Annotated in this window: 17 protein-coding genes; 2 read left to right on the top strand and 15 right to left on the bottom strand. The window is 36.8% G+C overall.

What is annotated here, in order from left to right:
• Positions 1-26 precede the first annotated feature (26 nt).
• The 6 genes from EDD66_RS00945 to EDD66_RS00970 all read right to left on the bottom strand — a co-directional run bounded on the left by EDD66_RS00945 (position 27) and on the right by EDD66_RS00970 (position 6402).
• Positions 27-1031: a Gfo/Idh/MocA family protein gene (locus EDD66_RS00945; RefSeq protein ID WP_123607670.1), complete on the bottom strand. Its 1005-nt coding sequence runs from the start codon at positions 1029-1031 to the stop codon at positions 27-29.
• 129 nt (positions 1032-1160) lie between these two features.
• Positions 1161-2183: a sugar ABC transporter substrate-binding protein gene (locus EDD66_RS00950; RefSeq protein ID WP_123607671.1), complete on the bottom strand. Its 1023-nt coding sequence runs from the start codon at positions 2181-2183 to the stop codon at positions 1161-1163.
• 117 nt (positions 2184-2300) lie between these two features.
• Positions 2301-3083, bottom strand: coding sequence for a 5-deoxy-glucuronate isomerase (locus tag EDD66_RS00955; protein ID WP_123607672.1), 783 nt, complete (start codon positions 3081-3083; stop codon positions 2301-2303).
• Between the two features lie 27 nt (positions 3084-3110).
• On the bottom strand, positions 3111-5030 hold the full coding sequence (iolD, locus tag EDD66_RS00960) for a 3D-(3,5/4)-trihydroxycyclohexane-1,2-dione acylhydrolase (decyclizing) (protein WP_207667740.1): 1920 nt from the start codon (positions 5028-5030) through the stop codon (positions 3111-3113).
• A gap of 449 nt (positions 5031-5479) precedes the next feature.
• The gene (locus tag EDD66_RS00965; protein WP_279232874.1) at positions 5480-5860 is read right to left on the bottom strand and encodes a VOC family protein; all 381 of its coding nucleotides are present in this window, start codon (positions 5858-5860) and stop codon (positions 5480-5482) included.
• A 44-nt stretch (positions 5861-5904) separates the two neighbouring features.
• Positions 5905-6402, bottom strand: a complete 498-nt coding sequence (locus tag EDD66_RS00970) for a hypothetical protein (RefSeq protein ID WP_123607675.1) — start codon at positions 6400-6402, stop codon at positions 5905-5907.
• A 295-nt stretch (positions 6403-6697) separates the two neighbouring features.
• On the opposite strand from EDD66_RS00970, the gene EDD66_RS00975 reads away from it, so the two are divergent.
• The gene (locus tag EDD66_RS00975) at positions 6698-6913 is read left to right on the top strand and encodes a hypothetical protein (RefSeq protein WP_123607676.1); all 216 of its coding nucleotides are present in this window, start codon (positions 6698-6700) and stop codon (positions 6911-6913) included.
• Positions 6914-7165: 252 nt separating this feature from the next.
• Here the strand turns inward: EDD66_RS00975 and EDD66_RS00980 are convergent, their stop codons facing one another.
• From EDD66_RS00980 to EDD66_RS00990, 3 genes are all read right to left on the bottom strand, one after another.
• Positions 7166-8443, bottom strand: a complete 1278-nt coding sequence (locus tag EDD66_RS00980; protein WP_123607677.1) for a LysM peptidoglycan-binding domain-containing protein — start codon at positions 8441-8443, stop codon at positions 7166-7168.
• An 80-nt stretch (positions 8444-8523) separates the two neighbouring features.
• On the bottom strand, positions 8524-11418 hold the full coding sequence (locus EDD66_RS00985) for a hypothetical protein (protein WP_123607678.1): 2895 nt from the start codon (positions 11416-11418) through the stop codon (positions 8524-8526).
• 68 nt (positions 11419-11486) lie between these two features.
• Complete coding sequence (locus tag EDD66_RS00990) at positions 11487-12155, bottom strand: YkgJ family cysteine cluster protein (RefSeq protein WP_123607679.1); 669 nt, start codon at positions 12153-12155, stop codon at positions 11487-11489.
• A 552-nt stretch (positions 12156-12707) separates the two neighbouring features.
• Here EDD66_RS00990 and EDD66_RS00995 point away from each other — a divergent pair.
• A complete protein-coding gene (locus EDD66_RS00995; RefSeq protein WP_123607680.1) occupies positions 12708-14894 on the top strand; it encodes a DNA topoisomerase III in 2187 nt (728 codons plus the stop codon).
• A gap of 54 nt (positions 14895-14948) precedes the next feature.
• On the opposite strand, the gene EDD66_RS01000 is transcribed toward EDD66_RS00995, so the two are convergent.
• The 6 genes from EDD66_RS01000 to EDD66_RS01025 are packed head-to-tail and all read right to left on the bottom strand — an operon-like array spanning position 14949 to position 18779.
• On the bottom strand, positions 14949-15209 hold the full coding sequence (locus EDD66_RS01000; protein WP_123607681.1) for an HPr family phosphocarrier protein: 261 nt from the start codon (positions 15207-15209) through the stop codon (positions 14949-14951).
• Between the two features lie 17 nt (positions 15210-15226).
• Entirely contained in the window at positions 15227-15961 is a 735-nt protein-coding gene (gene dagF, locus EDD66_RS01005) for a 2-dehydro-3-deoxy-phosphogluconate aldolase (protein WP_123607682.1), read from the bottom strand.
• Between the two features lie 4 nt (positions 15962-15965).
• Positions 15966-17072 carry a DgaE family pyridoxal phosphate-dependent ammonia lyase gene (locus EDD66_RS01010; protein WP_123607683.1) on the bottom strand — a complete coding sequence of 369 codons (1107 nt, stop codon included), beginning with the start codon at positions 17070-17072 and terminating at the stop codon, positions 15966-15968.
• 15 nt (positions 17073-17087) lie between these two features.
• Positions 17088-17738 (bottom strand): DUF4310 family protein, encoded by a 651-nt coding sequence (locus tag EDD66_RS01015; RefSeq protein WP_123607684.1) that lies wholly within the window; start codon positions 17736-17738, stop codon positions 17088-17090.
• Between the two features lie 12 nt (positions 17739-17750).
• Positions 17751-18464, bottom strand: a complete 714-nt coding sequence (locus EDD66_RS01020; RefSeq protein WP_123607685.1) for a DUF4311 domain-containing protein — start codon at positions 18462-18464, stop codon at positions 17751-17753.
• The gene (locus EDD66_RS01025) at positions 18465-18779 is read right to left on the bottom strand and encodes a DUF4312 family protein (protein WP_170164202.1); all 315 of its coding nucleotides are present in this window, start codon (positions 18777-18779) and stop codon (positions 18465-18467) included.

The raw sequence follows: 18779 nt of genomic DNA on the forward strand, positions 1-18779 counted from the left end.
CTTTTCTTCTCATTCTCAATTAATCGTTAGCAGTAGAATTCTGGTCGTGGTTGTATTATGATTGGTTCGATGGTCTCCCGCTTTCTTGCTTTAATTAAAGTATCAGCCGTTATACAGGCAACATATCCATCCCACGCACTTGGACCCACGGGACCAGATCCCTTTATACTATCAATCCACTGTTGGATTTCAATATCATATGCTCTGGTAAATCTGAATGACCAATCTGCATATATTTCATATGAGTTCCTGCCAGATAATTTTGTTAATATGGTATTGGGATCAGGAAGACGGATTACCCCTTTTTCTCCTACAATTTCACATTGGATATCATATCCATAGTGTGAATTCATATTAACCTCAACATCTATTCGAACACCACTTTTTGTCTTTAATAGCATAATCTGCGGATCTTTTAATTCACTCTCTGCATTTTTGTTTTGTTTGACTGTCAACACCTGGCCAGATTCATATTCCTCATCTAATAACCAACGTAAAACATCTATTTCATGAATACCGGAATTTTTGATTGTCATATCAGTTGTGTGCTGCGGACCAGGTATCCGGTTTCTATGGCAGCAATGTACCATTAGTGGTTCCCCTATTATTCCGCTTTTTAGCATTTCTTTTAGCTCTCTATATCCAGTATCATAACGACGCATAAATCCAACCTGAACTAATTTCTTTTTCCCTTGAATTTCTGCATTTACTATCTCTAAACATTCTTCTGCTGAAGTTGCTAGAGGTTTTTCACATAGCACATATTTTTTTGCTTTAATGCATTCCAGAACATATCCGGCATGAGTGGGATCCCACGATGCAATTAATACTGCATCAACATCCGGTGACCAGATTACTTCATTTCCCGTTTTATAAAAGACAGCATTATATTTTTTTGCGATACGTCTTGCATTTTCTTCATTTATATCTGATAATGCTACGACTGTGGCTCCTGTAATTACTTCTGTGAGACGTCTAATATGATCTTCACCAATTGCACCGGTTCCTACGACTCCGATTCTTAATTCCATTTCATTTCCTCCCTGGGTTCAGCAAATTCTGCTGCATATCAGAAGTATTTTACTTTAAAACATTTACTCCCACTTTATTGCAGGAGTAAATGTTTTAACTAATAAAATAACAGAATTATTATTTAAATCTTATTTTCCAAGAACAGCTTTTAATTCATCTAAATATGCCTGTGCATTTTCAGAAGTAATTACAGTTGCACCAGTATCAACACTCTTGTCTATTGTTTCTCCTTTTGCTGTTGCAACAGCTTTTTCAACTGCCATATATCCCATGTTATATGGAGATTGTGCTACTGTTGCTGCAAAAGTTCCATCAATAACATTTTGAACACCTGCCTGAATACCATCAAAGCCAACGATAATAATATCTTTTAAACCAGCTTGTTGTGCTGCTCTTGATGCACCGGAAGCAATTTCATCATTATTGCAAAGTACGATATCTACATCATTATTTAAGCTTGTTAAAAGGTTTTCCATAATGCTGGCTGCTTTATCTGCAAGACCTTCTGCATATTGAACAGCTTCCACTTTTACGCCGTTAGCTTCAAGTGCAGCTCTGTATCCATTTTCACGTTCATCACTTGTTGTATTACCTTGAACGCCGCCAATGATTACAGCTCTTGCTCCTTCGCCAGCTTTTTTCGCTGCATATTCACCACCAAGGTAAGCAGCATCATAGTTACCTGTACCAATGTAAGTTACTTTCTTATCATATGGTGCATCTGTATCTACAAATAAAACTGGAACAGAAGTATCTCCTAATACAGAAACAACAGAATCTGGTTGTAATGGAGAAATAACGAAAGCATCAAGATCTGGTGAAGAAAGCATAGTTTCAATCATATTATTTTGTTCATCGTATGCTGTTTCTGAAGCCGGTCCCTGTAAGTCTACAGTTACACCTAGATCTTCACCTGCCTGCTTAACACCTGCTGCAACATAACCCCAATATTCACTGGATAATGTCTTTAAGATTACACCTACTCGAATGTCTCCATCTGTAGCTGTTTCTTCTGGAGTTTCTGCTGTCTCTTCTGTTGTTTCCTTAGAAGTATCCGGAGTAGTTGCAGCTGTGTCCTCTTTCGCTCCACATCCTGCTAAACCTGCTGTTAATGCCAGTACCATAAATAAAGCTAATAATTTTTTCTTCATAATAAATCCCCTTTCACTTTTACAAGTTTTTGTTTTACTTTTTTCAGTTAACAAGTTTCCTATTACCTAATTCCTCTCCTTTTCAGGAATGCTGCCTTTGTAACTTACCCATATTCGTTACTCAAAAGTAGCATTTAGCATCCAGATATGCTCTGGATCATCAATTCTTGCTTTCCATGGGTCACCTTCAAAATGGCGGATCATCCAGCAAGTGTACATCTGATAACCTGGTGCTGTCACCTGTGGATGGGTCAATCCACCTGGTATGGCGCAAAAGCTTCCATCTTTGATTTTAAATGCATCTTCTCCGATAAAACATGCACCAAACCCCTGAGGCAAATCAAAATGATAGTAATATACCTCTGGCTGTGGATGATGATGCGGAATATAGCTAGACCATCCACCTTGTGTTGCCACAACCTCTCCCAATACCATATTTGAATATGGTGCATTGGAATAATCAAAAACAGTTCTAACTAATCTGACTGCTGTATTGTTGCATAGACCAATTCCTGCTGTTGATTCCATACAATCTTCCGGTGTGTAGAATTTTCCTACAAACTCAGTTGCATTTTCTGTTGTTTGAACTAGTATTTCTGACTCAGCAAATGCTTTGATCGTAACGACTGTTCCTCTACTTACATGCAGGCAATATGCCCCTTCTTCAAAACAATTCTTTCTGTTTGCAGTAATTTTATGATTTTCATAGGAATACTCTATACTGCCAGAAATCAGAAGATACGCAGCTTCATCCTTTTCCATACAAAAGACTTTCTCCTGCCCTTTTTGCATTTTGTAGATTCTGATGTCCATCATCATATCCTTATATATTCCATCACGGGTTGTAAGTACCTTCTCACCCGCAGTAGAAAACTCTGGATATCCGAACATTTCAAACATATGTTACCCTCCTTTCTTTTTTAATTCCTAATAAATTCTCGCAGATTTGAGATTTTCTTCTTTTCTTATATAAGCATCCTGCACAGACTGTTTGGTAGTCGTGCTGGCGATACCAATATTCCACCATGATTTATAGCCTTCTGTCATAGTCTTTGGAAGCACTTTAATATCAATTAGTGTAGATACTTCCTGTTTTTTTGCATCTATTAATGCTTCTCTTAATTCTTCTAATGTTTTTACTGTATATGTTTTTAATCCATATCCTGCTGCTGACATTGCATAGTCTATGGCGATTAAGTCTCCGTCATGGGACGAACTTTCCTCATTGTCCCTGTATCTGAATTCTGTTGCCAGATTTCCAATACCGTTAGACATTTGGAGATTATTAATACATCCAAAACCACTGTTATCAAATAGTAAAATATTGATTTTCTTTCTCTCCTGCATTGCAGTTAATGCTTCACTGTGTAACATCAGGTAACTTCCATCACCACACATAGCATATACTTCTTTCTTAGGATCTGCTATCTTAGCTCCTAATGCTGCTGCAATTTCATAACCCATACAAGAATATCCATATTCCATATGATAGCTGTCTTTCGCATCCGTCGTCCACATTCTTTGTAAATCTCCCGGAAGACTTCCAGATGCTCCTGTAATAATTGCATCTTCATCAATCAATTCACGGATCATACAAAGTGCAGCCACCTGAGTTAAGTTACTCTTTGTTAATTTCGTAAATTCTTCAATAGATCCTGGATTGCCGGCTTTTACGATTGGTTTAAATTCTTCATCATAAATATAGTCTTTAAAGAAATCCATCTCTTTTTGCCATGCATTCTTTGCTTCTTGTATCTCATTTGTATAAGCTGCATGATAACCAGCTTCCCGTAGTACCATACCTACTGCTTCCAAACCAGCTTTTGCATCACCGATTGCTTTTACACTGTCTAATTTACCTGCATGGAATTTTGAAACATTTAAAGTGATAAACTTTGCATTTGGATTCTTAAATTGTGATTTAGAACCAGTTGTGAAGTCAGATAATCTGGAACCAATTGCAAAGATTAAATCTGCCTTCTCAGCAATGGTATTGGCTGCAAGATTACCGGTTACTCCAACTCCCCCCAGATTATATGGCGAACTGGATATGCATGCACTTTTTCCTGCTTGTGTTTCTGCAAAAGGAATGTTGAACTCCTCACAGAATTTAGTAAGAGCTTCCCCTGCATTGGAATATCTTACTCCGCCGCCACAGATTACCATTGGTTGTTTACTTTGTAAGATTAATTTTGTTATATCCTCTATCTCTTCTGAAACTGGCGTTGGCCGTGTTATTCTATGTACACGTTTTTTGAAAAAATCGACTGGGAAATCAAAGCTTTCACCCTGAACATCTTGTGGTAATGCAATACATACTGCCCCTGTCAATTCAGGATCTGTTAGGACTCTCATTGCATTAATCATGGCAGTGATCAATTGTTCCGGTCTTGTTACTCTGTCCCAATATTTGCTTACAGGTCGGAACGCATCGTTTGTTGTTATTGTAAGATTATTGCTTTGCTCTAATTGTTGTAATACTGGATCCGGTTGTCTTGTAGCAAAAGTATCTCCCGGAAATAATAATAAAGGAATATTATTTACAGAAGCCAGTGCTGCAGCAGTTACCATATTAGCTGCTCCTGGTCCAATGGAAGATGCACAAGCGATTATTTTAGTTCTGTTATTCTGTTTCGCATAAGCAGTTGCGGCATGAGCCATACCTTGTTCATTCCTGCCCTGATACACCTTCAGGCTTCCTGGATCTTCATCAAGGGCCTGACCAATTCCTAATACAATTCCATGCCCAAAAATGGTAAACATTCCTGTTACATACTTTATCTCCTGTCCATCCACATTCACATATTGATTATCTAAAAATTTAATCAATGCCTGGGCCGTAGTCATTCTTAATGTCTCCACTACTTCATCCTCCTTAATCCTTCCAATCTACCATATTACTTAGCTGTCACCTAAACTCCTGAGTAAATTTGCACTATTCCTTGTTTGGATACGTTTTGGTTATGTTTTTGTACTAATATTATCAACTCTTTGTTATATATTACATTTTCTATGTCACTTTGTCAATACATTTTTATCATTTTAATCTAAAACATATCTACTTTTACTCATTTTTTAGGTAAATTCACCATTCTTTTGTAATATCTGTAATCCTTAAACTTTTTGTTACATTTGAATAATTTTAGTTGAAAATACGTTGTGTTTTTATTCTATATGAATACAATATAAAGGACAACTATATATATCTTCCAACAGAATGCAAAAAAGCGCCTGCCATTGAATTATATCAATGTTTGACGCTTGATGCTAACATTATCCCATTTGTTTTTATAATGCTACTTAGTTATCTCAATCTGATTCTCTTCTGGATCTAAAATGCAACTTTCATAATATCCATCCCCTGTTGTTCGCGGACCACTGATTACCTCGTATCCATCCTTTTTTAGCTGTGCTGTTATACTGTCTACATTTTCTTTACTCCCTACGCTAAATGCCAGGTGGACATATCCTGTACCGGTTCGTTCCTTTTCACGAGGTATAAGGTCTGGTCTTGTCATTAATTCAAGTCTGCATCCATCCCCAAATGATACAAAATAAGTTTCTAATCCTGTTTTTGGATTATGATATTTATTATTGGAGATTCCTCCAAAATATTTTTCATAAAAATTTCTCATACGTTCAAGATTTTCTACATAAATAGCTATATGGCTTATCACTTTGATCATCTCCTTGTGAAGTTTTAGTAAAATACTCAATAGTATTATTTAATATATGTACCGCAATGTTCACATTTTGTACCTATGCCAGGTTTTATTTTATTGACCGCTCCACAGCTTCGGCACTCTACAGTGATATAATCATCAGAAAATATTATTTGATTTGTTTCCATATCTATATACACACCCTTTAAAATCTTACTACTTATCATTTGATTTAAATTACTGATAATAATTTCCTGGGTCAGGCCCATGCCGTCCGCCAGTTTTTTGATAGAACGTGTTTTATTAACAGCCAGCCAGGACATATATATTTTAAAATCAGACACCATACTGATATACGTTTTACCAACACCAATCAGTATCATACATATTATAAAGCCAATACACATCTCTATAAAACTTCCAAATGAATCATCTACATCATCCGTGATCATTTCAAATGATATGGCTCCGAACAATATATTGCAAATTATCCCTGCCACAAGACAAAATGTCCCAAATATTTTGTAAAAAGTTACGATTGGCTTTGATTGCTCCATACTGCCCTCCCATTTAATTACTCCCAGACTATCCAAACCCCATAAATATAAAATTTCTTTTACGTCAAATCTATAAGATTTCTTATAGGAATAATTATATCATCAAAGAAATCCAAATACAATTCTCATTCTCCATCATGCTTATAGGAAATGTCTTTTCTATCCCACTATATATAAGCATTTAATACAAAATTATAAAAAAATATCTAATTTTCGTAATTGAATGACACTATCTTCTATATTGTGCATATTATAATAGTGGGAACTGGTTTCCCAATACTTTAACAAGGAGCGGATGGTATGGGTCGTTACAGAGATCGGGATAAATATGAACACTATAGATACAACAATTATTTTAGAGACGACGATGACTATAGACGTGACAAATATGGCAATCGAGGCAGTCGTCGGAGAAAACACGACAAAGATGATTGTGGTTGCAGAGGCAGAAGATATTAATTTAATTCCTCAAACCATTATTCATAACTATTATAACGTATCGCCTTCGTAAATGTCGTTTGGACTAATAACATGACTTATCCATTTACCTCGACATATAAATCATAATTTTTAACTCCTAAATATTAATGTAGTAAAAATAAAACTCCTTCCAATTACTATTATCAATTTTTTTACTCACACCCCTCGTGAGTTATCGTCCTGTGATCTATCAGACAAAAGAAGGTCTACACTAAACTAAATCTTTAAGGTAGACCTTCTTTTAATAAGTATCAATGGCATTTAATACTATTTATTTAATTTTCTAGATGACCTTTTCAATGTAATACTGGGTATTAATAATGAGAAATTCTTGAGCCAGAAAATACATTATATTCCAAAAAGCAATCCCATCCAAATTATGTTGTGACACTAATTCCAGAAAAGTGCTCAAACCTCTTCCATCATGAAAATATACTAAATAATCTTCGCTATTTGATATATAAAAATAAGATGTGAGATTATTCTTATTATAATTAATTTCTGTACCTGCATTACTCGCCAGTTGTATGGCATTTGCATTACTTATGGCTTCTGCTCTTGAAACCCCTTCTATAAATGGGAATCTGAAAATATACCCAATACTTGTGATACCAAAAGTTATTTTCTCAGACGGTATCTGGGTTTCAATATATGCCAGCAGTATTTGCTGATAATTAAACGGTATTTCATCCAATGGAATTCCTGTAGTATATCCCCAGGAATATGAAATAAGAATCACCCCATCAATTATCTGGGATACCCTGGTATAATCTATCTCTCTAAAATCCGTTATTTCATCCCTTTGAAAAGCATTGGGCGATATAGTAATAAAAACTTTAATCTCCTGGCTCTTTAACCTGCTTATTAGACGAATAATAAATTCAATGTATTTTTCTCTATCTTCCGGTAATATATATGGCATATCCAGATTCAACCCATAATAACCTTTCTCCTTTAGAACAGAGGAAACATTTTCAATTAAATTATCCTGTATATCTTTATCCGCCAAGAAATTATGTGCGATGTCCCTATCAAATGCTCCCTCACTGGTAACATTTGATATTACCATAATAGGGGCTACTCCATAACCTTTTGCCATATCAATGAGTTCTGCATCATCTATATCATTTAATTCGCCATTTGCTGATATTGTATAACTAAATATAGATAAATAAGTTAAATAGAGCAGGTTCTTTTCTAATATCTTTCTATCAATAAATGGATAGGCATATCCGTTTATTTTAATACTTCCACTCTTTTCATTAATATAACGAATCACTAAAATTTCTCCTGGATATATATACTCTCTGTCCAGAAGATAAGGATTGTTCCTCAATAAGTCCATGAGGGTCACATTATACCTGTCTGCTATACCGGGTAAGGTCTCTCCCTGTATTACGGTATGTGTCTGCTCTGGATAAACTATAATTATCGTCTGGCCGATAACTAAATTATTGGGGTTCATTAAATCATTCTCTTGAATTAACCTGACCGCACTAACTTTATAATAATCTGCAATTGAAAAAATTGTTTCTCCTTGTTTGACTACATGAATAATCATAATAACCTCATTGGTTGATTTTGTTATTATATTCTATGTATCATTTATAAAGGAGATTCTTTCAGAAAAATCGTTTCCGGTTATTTATTGTTTTTACTTCCACATTTTGGGCATACACTGCCGCCTTTATAAACATACCCACAGCGGTAACAACATTTCACCGTATGTTTTTCTTTTGCCAGGTAGGAAATACTCCTGGATTCTGGTTTTTCCTTCAGATACTCAATAAATTCATTTAAAATCTTCCCAAATGATTTTAGTTTCACTGATTTAATTGATTTTGATATTCTTATTCTTCCAGAGTGTTTATGTTCTACATAAATCCCTTTTCCAAGTAAGCCGTTATATCCAAACACCTCTTTTACATTCATTACATTCATCACATCGGCACTAATAAGGCTGCTATAGAAAATATGATCCGGAGTCAATACAAATCCTACTTTTCCATTTCCTGAAGAAGAAGTATCACAGATTAAAATGGGATATTCATATTTCCCTCTGTTTACTGCATATGTATTTAGAGCATTATGAACAGTTATGGATGATTCATCATTTCCATTTCCTCTCATCATTTTTCTCACATCAAAAAAATAAATTCTTGGAAAGTCTTCCCTGGTCCACTTCATATCCTTACTAAGTTTCTTAACCAATTGTTCACATTCATCCATCTTGATTTTCTTAAGCCGCTGGTCAATCAGTCCAAGGGTGTTTACCTTCAGCTCTGGCAGGAAATCTCCAGAAGATATTTCCTCATACATCCGTAGCCCTTCCTCAAAATTAATCTCCGCCGGGTCAGGACATATTTTTTTAATTGCAGCTTCATCCAAAGCATAAATCTTATCATGAATTTCTTCTAAATATGGTGAAAGATTTTTTTCACTAAAATCCTGTTCTTTTATTTTATGAAATAGATCAAATAAAGAAGTTCGATTTGTGGCATTGGCTCGTTTGATAAACGCGATGATTTCTTGTTTCTCCGCTCCATCACGTTTCTCATCCAGAATCTTTTTATATCGATTGGTGTCAATCTCTTTATACTGTTCCATTTTATCTGTAAATTGAATATATTGCTTTTTATTAAGATTCTCAGGAATATTTAAAACCAGATTCTTTAATTCTTTCTCCCCGCTCCTTATGAGATACTCCATTAAGGATTCCAAAAATGGTTTCTTTACACTTTCTTCCCAGTCTTCCTTCTTTACGTCATCAATGGTCCTTAAGATTTCTATATAGCTTTTATCCTGGCTTAATCCAATCTTTTGATTCAGTTCCTTTATCTTTTCCTTTGTCTGCTTTTTTTCTATCTTATTTATATAACCATATTTTTTACTGTTATCTAATCTTTGTTCTGATTGAACGAGCGCCTTTAGATCAGTTAATTGTTTTAATGATAATTTATCTAATTTAATTTCGAAAATATCATGCATTCCTTCTATAATATCTTCCAGTATCTCTTTTAGAAAATTTTCCTTAAGACTATCTGATGACCTTGAAATTGAATCAGCTGCTGAATGATTTATACTTTTTTCATGTCCCTTTCCCATCTTCTGATCTATGGACTGCCTTCCAGAGGATGAGGTTGTATTTCTTGGTTTCGTATTATCATTTACTGACTTTTCTTCCTTTATTCTCTCCAAATAAGGTTTTACTCCCTTTTTTATTGGAGGTGTAGTATATCCCTTCATTAATGTTTTAGCAGGTTGAATAGATGGAGAACTGGTTTTTAAACGTGGTCTTTTTATATCTTTGCTGTTGATACGTTTAAAATCCTGTGCTTTCTCTTTTACTTCTTTCCTTTTTAAGCCTTCTTTCATCCCAGCGTTTTCTCTGGCTTTCCGTCTATTCTGTTTTCTTTTCTTTCGCTCTTTGTCTATCTTATTATGGTATCGCTCCACACTTAACAGAGGATAAAACCCAGAATCCATTTTGTCTTGTAATTCTGCAAGTTTTTCCTCTGTCATAGATTCCAGCTCATTACTAATCTTCTCTAATTCCTCTGGTTCCTCTTCCTGCTTCTTATTGTATTCAGATTCATAGAGATTGAAATTGCTATTGGCAGTTCTTTCTCCCCATCTGCCCAATAATTCAAGATAGTCCTCATAAGCCACTTTATCATCTTCAAAAATAAGATGATAAACGTCCCCTTCCATCAACAATTTATGAGGCTTTGGAGTATAAAAATGATTACAGGTATTGCAGGTATAAGCCCGGGCCATATAAACAGGCAATTCATCTGTTTCTATCCGGAATTCTTTTCCCACAGGATAAACTACCATATATAGTTTTTCACCACAATCAGGGCATTTATAATTGACTACGTAAAAATTATTACCTAATCGTAATTTTCCCCGCTCTCCTTCTGTTAATTCAACCTTTCCAAATGAAAACTGCCCTGATATCCATTGTATATTATGCCATAACCCAAGGGCATATCCTTCCTCTTTCGGTTCTTCTTCTGGATTGTTTCCATCCTCCTCATTTTCTTGTGTCTCTTCTTTATTATCTTTTTCTTCTAATTTGGATTTATCTAATATAGATTGAATCACTTCTTCGTATGTGATCAATATTCCATTTTTAAAGAAACGGAAATTCTCATCTGTAAGACTGGCCTCAATATTTATTTCAATTAAAATATTATTAAGCAGCCTGTTAAGCTGATCGTATTCCGTCTCCACCTTAAGTCCTTTAATTTCTCCCCATTTACCAAAAGCATATAAAATCATATTCAATGTGTTTTCCAACAAGGAATTTGCTACTATCTTATCTACCCGCTCCTCATTAATATTCAATTCTACAAATTTACTAAAGATACGTTTATTATCAAAATTAAAGAATAGCGATTTCTTTTCTCCAGCCAGAATAATATCATTGTTATTTATAAGAAAAACTTCTGTCCATACGACCTTTTCGCCCATGGTATTAATCATTTTTTGAAATACTGCCTTTATCTCTGGATTTGCTTTTAATAGAATCACACATTTCACCCCTTTTGCTTATTATAACTTTTTTCGATAAAATGTGCCAGATGTTTATAAAAGCAACATTAAAACCTTGCTATCCATTTCTTAGCCTCATTTAACCGTTCATTAAATTGCAGATAAAAATCTATATTTGCTTCAAATGGTTGTATATAAAAATTATTCAATACATACATATTAATCTGTTTCATCAGACTATCATCCTTGGTATCTTTCATGATATCCTGTACATCTTTTAAAAAATAGTGCCAATCTATAATAAACTGCTCATTATTCTTTAAGTCCGGTGTGTCAATCCATTTACGAACTTTTACTTTTGTCCGGTTCTGATTTTTACATTCATGGATCTGCAGAAAATATTTAAATGAATTATTATCATAATACCTTCCAAGAGGAAAAAGCCTGCAGATTCCCGGTCTGATTGAATGAATACTGCATCTGTCTTCACTATTAAGAAATGAGCATCTTTCTGAATCTCCTGACATCTTAAGATTAGGCAGGATAATTCCATCTACTACACTGAGTTCAATTTTATCCGTCATTAATTGCTCGAAGGTAATATTTAAGCTTGTCAATAAACGATAAATATCCAGAGGATCCAAAACGATTGATTTTCCCATACCCTGGCAACAGGCAGAACATCCTTTGCAGTCATTACATCCTGCCTTTACCATATCATTTATATCATATAATTTTCCGTCAGATATTTCATCAAAGTTAATATTTCTTATCATTTTGATTTCCCCTCTTGTTTATATTCCTGTAATAGGTAATTGCGAAACTAATAAATATTCCAAGTTTGTGATACAACTCATACAAATTCCTACGCTCCAACGCTCCTTCCGCTTAGCTTCCGCTTCGGAATTGTATTATTTGTATCACAAATAGCCAATGCTTTGGAGTTTCGCAATTACCTATTATATTCCTGCAAGTACTAAAGAATCTATAGTCATATTCCAATAAATCCACTCTATAAGTTATTGTAAAAGCCATTATATAACCTTATATATGAATAATCAAGCAATATTCACTGGTCTGCCCTTTCTACATACTCTGCTCTTTCCTGCATATATTAAAATGTCATTCCTTCAAAAATTCGTTTCCCTTTTTATTGATTTCGGCATTATTATCATTTAAACTAATAATAATAACTTTTATTTCATTCAGTATTTAGAAAGGGAAATTTGCGAAACTCCTAACTGTAGCAGACAGCCTAAGAACACGGGAACATCAGCAACAACAGAAAAGAGTTTCGCAAATACCTATTAGAATTAGGAGAAAAATCTATGAAATCATTAATATTAGCTGAAAAACCTTCTGTTGCCAGAGATATTGCCCGGGTGTTAAAATGCCAGAAAAAAATCCCCGGTGCTCTGGAGGGCAATCAATATATTGTTACCTGGGCACTGGGACATCTGGTTACCCTGGCAGATCCTGAAGAATATGATAAGAAATATAAGGAGTGGAAAATAGAGGATTTACCCATGATCCCAAAGAAATGGGAGCTTGTAGTAATCAAGCAGACTTCCAAGCAGTATAGCTCAGTAAAAACCCAGCTGTTCCGTAAAGATGTCTCTGAAATCATCATAGCTACAGATGCGGGCCGGGAAGGAGAGTTGGTGGCAAGGTGGATTCTTGAAAAATCAGGCTGCCATAAACCGATAAAACGACTTTGGATCTCTTCAGTCACTGACAAAGCAATTAAAGAGGGGTTTGCCCGGTTAAAAGACGGACGTGACTACAACTCTTTATATCATGCCGCACAAAGCCGTGCCGAAGCTGACTGGCTGGTGGGAATTAACGGGACCCGTGCCCTGACCTGCAAATATAATGCCAGTTTATCCTGCGGACGTGTACAGACTCCTACTTTGGCCATGATCGCCAGACGGGAAGAAGAGATCAAAAACTTCCGCCCTGAAGAATATTATGGAATCGAATGTATGGCAGGGAGCATCAAATGGACCTGGCAGAACTTAAAAAACGGAAGTTTCCGCTGTTTTCAGAAAGAATTTATGGAGACATTGTCCAAGGAACTGGAACAAGAAAAATTAACCATAAATGAAATAAATAAATCGGCAAAGAAAACTTATTCACCAGGTCTTTATGATCTGACTGAACTGCAGCGGGATGCCAACAGACGGTTTGGCTTTTCAGCCAAAGAGACATTGAATATCATGCAGCGTCTGTATGAAAATCATAAAGTGCTTACCTATCCACGGACCGATTCCCGCTATATCGGTTCTGATATCGTTCCTACATTGAAGGAGCGATTGCAGGCATGCAGCACAGGACCTTACAGGAAACTGGCCGGTCAATTGATCACAAAACCACTTCAGACCAATAAATCTTTCGTGGACGATAAGAAGGTAAGCGATCACCATGCAATCATCCCAACAGAACAATTTGTCCAACTGGACCATATGACAAATGAAGAACGTAAAATCTATGATCTGGTAGTACGCAGATTCTTTAGTGTTCTTTATCCCCCTTTCGAATATGAACAAACTACTCTGAAAGCATCTGCTAAAAATCAGACCTTTGTTGCAAAAGGGAAAGTCATCCATTCTCCCGGATGGAAAGCTGTTTATGAAACAGAAATCCTGGAAGATGAGGAGGAATCTGCTTTAAGCAGCGGTTTATCTGATCAGGCTCTTCCTGAATTAGCAAAAGGGGGACAGCTGCTCATTTCTAATGTTATGGGGACGACCGGAAAAACCAAGCCGCCTGCCCGCTTTACAGAAGCTACCCTTCTTTCCGCTATGGAAAATCCATCAAAATATATGGACTCCGATGATGCCCGGGCAAAAAAGACCCTTGGTGAAACGGGAGGTCTTGGCACTGTAGCCACCCGCGCCGATATTATTGAAAAGCTGTTCCATTCTTTCCTGATGGAAAAACGGGGGAACGAAATTTTAATTACCTCAAAAGGAAAACAGCTCCTGGAACTGATTCCTGAGGATCTGAAAAAACCAGAACTGACTGCCAAATGGGAGATGGAGCTTTCCAGTATTGCTCTTGGCAAAAGAAAAAGCAGTATTTTTATTGATGACATTCAAAAATATACAGAGGAGCTAATTCTGGAAATCCGCCAAAGTGATGGTTCTTTCCGCCACGATAACCTGACGAATAATAAGTGCCCTCATTGTGGAAAACGAATGCTATCTGTAAATGGGAAAAATGCCCGTCTTCTTGTCTGCCAGGACAGGGAATGCGGCTATCGGGAGACAGTTGCAAAACTGACCAACGCCCGGTGCCCGAACTGTCATAAGAAGATGGAGCTGATCAAAAAGGGAGAAGATGAAACCTTTATATGTTCCTGCGGCTACAAAGAAAAGCTCTCCTCTTTCAAGAACAGAAGAGAAAAAGAAGGTGCCGGAGTCAATAAAAAAGATGTACAGAAATACTTGAAAACCCAGAAAGAAGAATCAGTAAACACGGCATTTGCAGATGCCTTTTCCAAATTGAAATTATAGAATAAATCACAAAAATGACCACTGTACCCATCTTCTGTGCACAGCGGTCATTTCTTATAAATTTTCAGTAATCAATGCTTTCATGGCTGCAATGGCAATTTCTTCGTCCTCACCGTCTGCTTCTATGGTAATTACATCACCACATCTGATTCCCAGTGCCATCAGACTCATCATCCTGGACACATCAGCGCTTTGTCCATTTCCATTGCCAACTGTAATGACACTTTTAAACTTTTTAGCCTCTTTCACTAACATTCCTGCCGGTCTTGCATGGATACCTAATTGATCTTTGATTGTATATTTAAACTCTTTCATATCCACCTATCCTAAAATCATACTAATTCTTTTATGACTGCCAACAGTTTTTTTATTTCTTCAACCTTTGTATTTCCGCTTTCCTTATCAATAATGGAACTATAGATATGTGGAATAACTTTTTCCACACCGGCCTCTAAGATGATCTCCATAATCTCACGGAAATTTTCCGGACCGATTCCTCCAGTTGGTTCCAGAACAAAATGGTGTCTGGCACAGGCTTTCGCTACTGCTTTCAATTCTTCCCTACACTCCAGACCATTCATTGGAAAGAATTTGATGGAGTTTCCACCCATTTCCTTAATCATAGTAATTGCAGTGTCCACAGGGATGAAAGCTGGTTCTTCACAGTCTTTGGATAGAGGTCCTGTAGAAATCTTGACCATGCCTGGTGTTCCTGAAGGGGATACTAATGCATTGATATGGCTTGTCTCATTCTCTACATTTGCTCTTGTATATCCCACTGCCGAAAATACCTGATTAAAATGATTGGCTTTAACTTCTTTTGCGATATCTGCTACGGCTTTCCACTGAGCCGGATTTCCGCCGCCAAGACCAACAGAAAGATTTCCTTCCAGAACTTCCATATACTTTTTCATATCTTCTACTGCACTTGGAATATCCGGATAGCTTGCAGAAAGTACACCGACTACCACATGCTTTTCTGCTGCTTCATAAATTTCTTCTGCATTCTTTAAATTTCCAGCCAGTACATTCAGGCATACACGATTGTTATAATAATTTATTCCCATGATTTCATCCCTTCATAAGTTCTTTCAATCTGCTTACAATTAATTCTTTATCTCCTTCGCACAATGGTCTTGGGTCAAAATCAAGTTGTCCCTGATTTAAAAACTCTGCCCTGCAATAGATGATTGGATCTCCAGCACGGAGCTCTTTGTTGATTTCTCCAATCTTTTTATCACTCACTGTTGGATCTACCATAATTCTGGTACGGTAAATGGCCCTTCCTGCTTCATCCTGGATCTGAATTGCTTTTAGTCCCGGAATCTTATTGATTTCCTCACACAGGTACTGCACTTTTGCAAGATTCTCTTCTACTTCTTTTTTCATGTCTTTGTTCTCATAGAGATCTAATGCTTTCAAAAGCCCCATAATACCTTCTTTTCCAATTTTCATTGGCCGTCCGATTCCATGGTATTGCTTTTTGGCATACTGGATATATTCCTTCTTCCCAGTCACAAATCCCGAAGTTGTAGCTTCCAGGGCTTTTGCCCCGCTGTATACTACCAGATCTGCTCCCATAGCAATATATTTCCTGAAATCTTCTTCTGCCGCTGCATCTATTATGAGTGGAAGATCATGACGGTGTGCAATTTCTATCATTGTCTCAATATCAACCATTCCTTTTTGAACGGAGTGGTGGCTCTTAACATATAATAAAGCTACTGTTTTTTCATTAATTGCTTCTTCGATATCTTCCGGGATTATTTCATTTACTGTACCTACTTCTATTGGCACTCCTCCGCCAAGTCTGAGCATCGTTGATATAGGCGCCCCAAATTCGATACTATGTCCTTTCTGAAGAATAATCTCATTAGGTACTCCTTTCGAATCTGGGAGACGATCCATAATGGATTTTTTCCCTTTCGAGATTAATCCGGCTACTGTGAGACAAATTGCGGCAGAAGCACAGGATGCCACACAACTGTCTTCTCCTCCTGTATACTCGGAAATAATCTCACCTGCGCGATTAATCAAGTCCTCAATTACCACATATGACTGGCCTCCTGCAACTGCAGCCTCGGCCACTTCATCACTCAAAGTAGAAACACCCAATATTGTTACACGTCCACAAGAATTAATTACCCTCTTCAATCCTATATCCTGATATATGCTCATTTTTATACCTCCAAGTTATTTCAGAAAAATCGCGCCCAGAATCATTGCGCCTAAAATTGCGCCTCCGGTTGTTTCTTTTCCCCATTTATAGAAAATAGCGGCTCCGATAACAGCACCGATTCCTGCATATACGTTATACTGTGCTGCTGCTATTACGATGAGTGGAGCAAGATAACGTCCTACCGCATTTCCAGCTCCCATCATGATGCTCGTTCCGCCTACCGCCATACCTTCTGGTACTACTTTACGGATGACCATGATAATAATACCTATGGTAATTCCAATTCCTGCACCAACTACCAATGCTGCAAAGAAGTTAGAAAATGGGAACTTCCATCCCATAGACAAAAATACTGCTGGGATTCCGATACCTACACCTGTCATTAAACTGCCCCCAATATCCATCAATCCTACCAATGGGCCTTCCAGTATTCTGGCAATTAGAAATCCGGCTGCAAATCCTGCAGCTGCCGCATAATCCCCACTACCCATTCCATCTGTTAACATGGCAACAATAGATATTTCATTAAATGCACCAGTACCAAACTTAATGAACATATAAGTTCCTGCAAATATGGCCGCTGCTGCTCCCATAACCAGCAGAATAAAGGTACTGTCTTTCATCATAAAATCATCAAATTTCTCTGTAAATGTTTTCTTTTCCATCTTTATTTCCTCCTACATGAACTTTTCAAAAAATCCTCTAAAGTAAGCAATTGCAATAAACATAACAACTACGATTCCAATCAATATCTGAACCATTTTACTCTTATATCCATTTTCTTCTGCAGATTTTCCAATCAGGATTCCAAGTACAATACCAGGTACTGCATTTCCAGATACCAATGCGGATACACCACCTAGTACTGTTCCCCACATTCCAACAACCTTGCCCGCATCCATGGCAGCCAGCCAGAATATAGCCGGCATTACTGGATTGATCAGCCATCCGGTAGCAGGAGTAAGTACATTTTGTGCGATCAGGGATAATTTCTCTGGAATTAACTGAGCCATAGTATTTAGGAAAACAACTACGGCTGCACCAACTACAGAACCGGCTAACATCATTTTTCTTGGATTCCAAACTGTCTCTTCCACATTTTTGTTCTTAACGAGTAAAGATGCTGCACTCCAGTTAGGGACAATTCTATGTAGCACCTCTCCTGTCAACGCACCAGCTGCAACAGCAGAAGCTGCTGCGGAGAAGAAGAAGCCCAGACCAAATGAAAAATGGGCAATCGGATCTCCGTTACAAGCATTCATTTCACCCAATGTTCTGAATGCACCCATAGCCTGTACCTTAGGCGCATGAAACATACGAGCCGCGCCAGCAGCAATACAGCCTCCACCTAAAGCCCCAATAACCAATGAATAAATAATAATCTCTAACATCTATAGATCCTCCTTTATAATATCTAGATATTTTACTTTTACTACGATCTTGGCAGTAATTGTATATGTCACTTTCTCCCGTGGCCAGAAAAAAAACATAAAATGTTCTGTCTTCCGTTTTACATCCACTTTCTGAAAATAAACTTCTTCTGCTTCCATCTGAATAATTGGTTTCATGATATCAATGAATATCTGCTTACGCATACTCTGAAAAATCTTTCCTGTTACATCTTCCAAAGAATCTCCACTCATTGTCACCACGATTTCATGACGTAGTTCTTCCAATAACTGCTTTTCACATATATCATTATGCAT

This window comes from Mobilisporobacter senegalensis, assembly GCF_003752155.1.
Taxonomy (GTDB): domain Bacteria; phylum Bacillota; class Clostridia; order Lachnospirales; family Lachnospiraceae; genus Mobilisporobacter; species Mobilisporobacter senegalensis.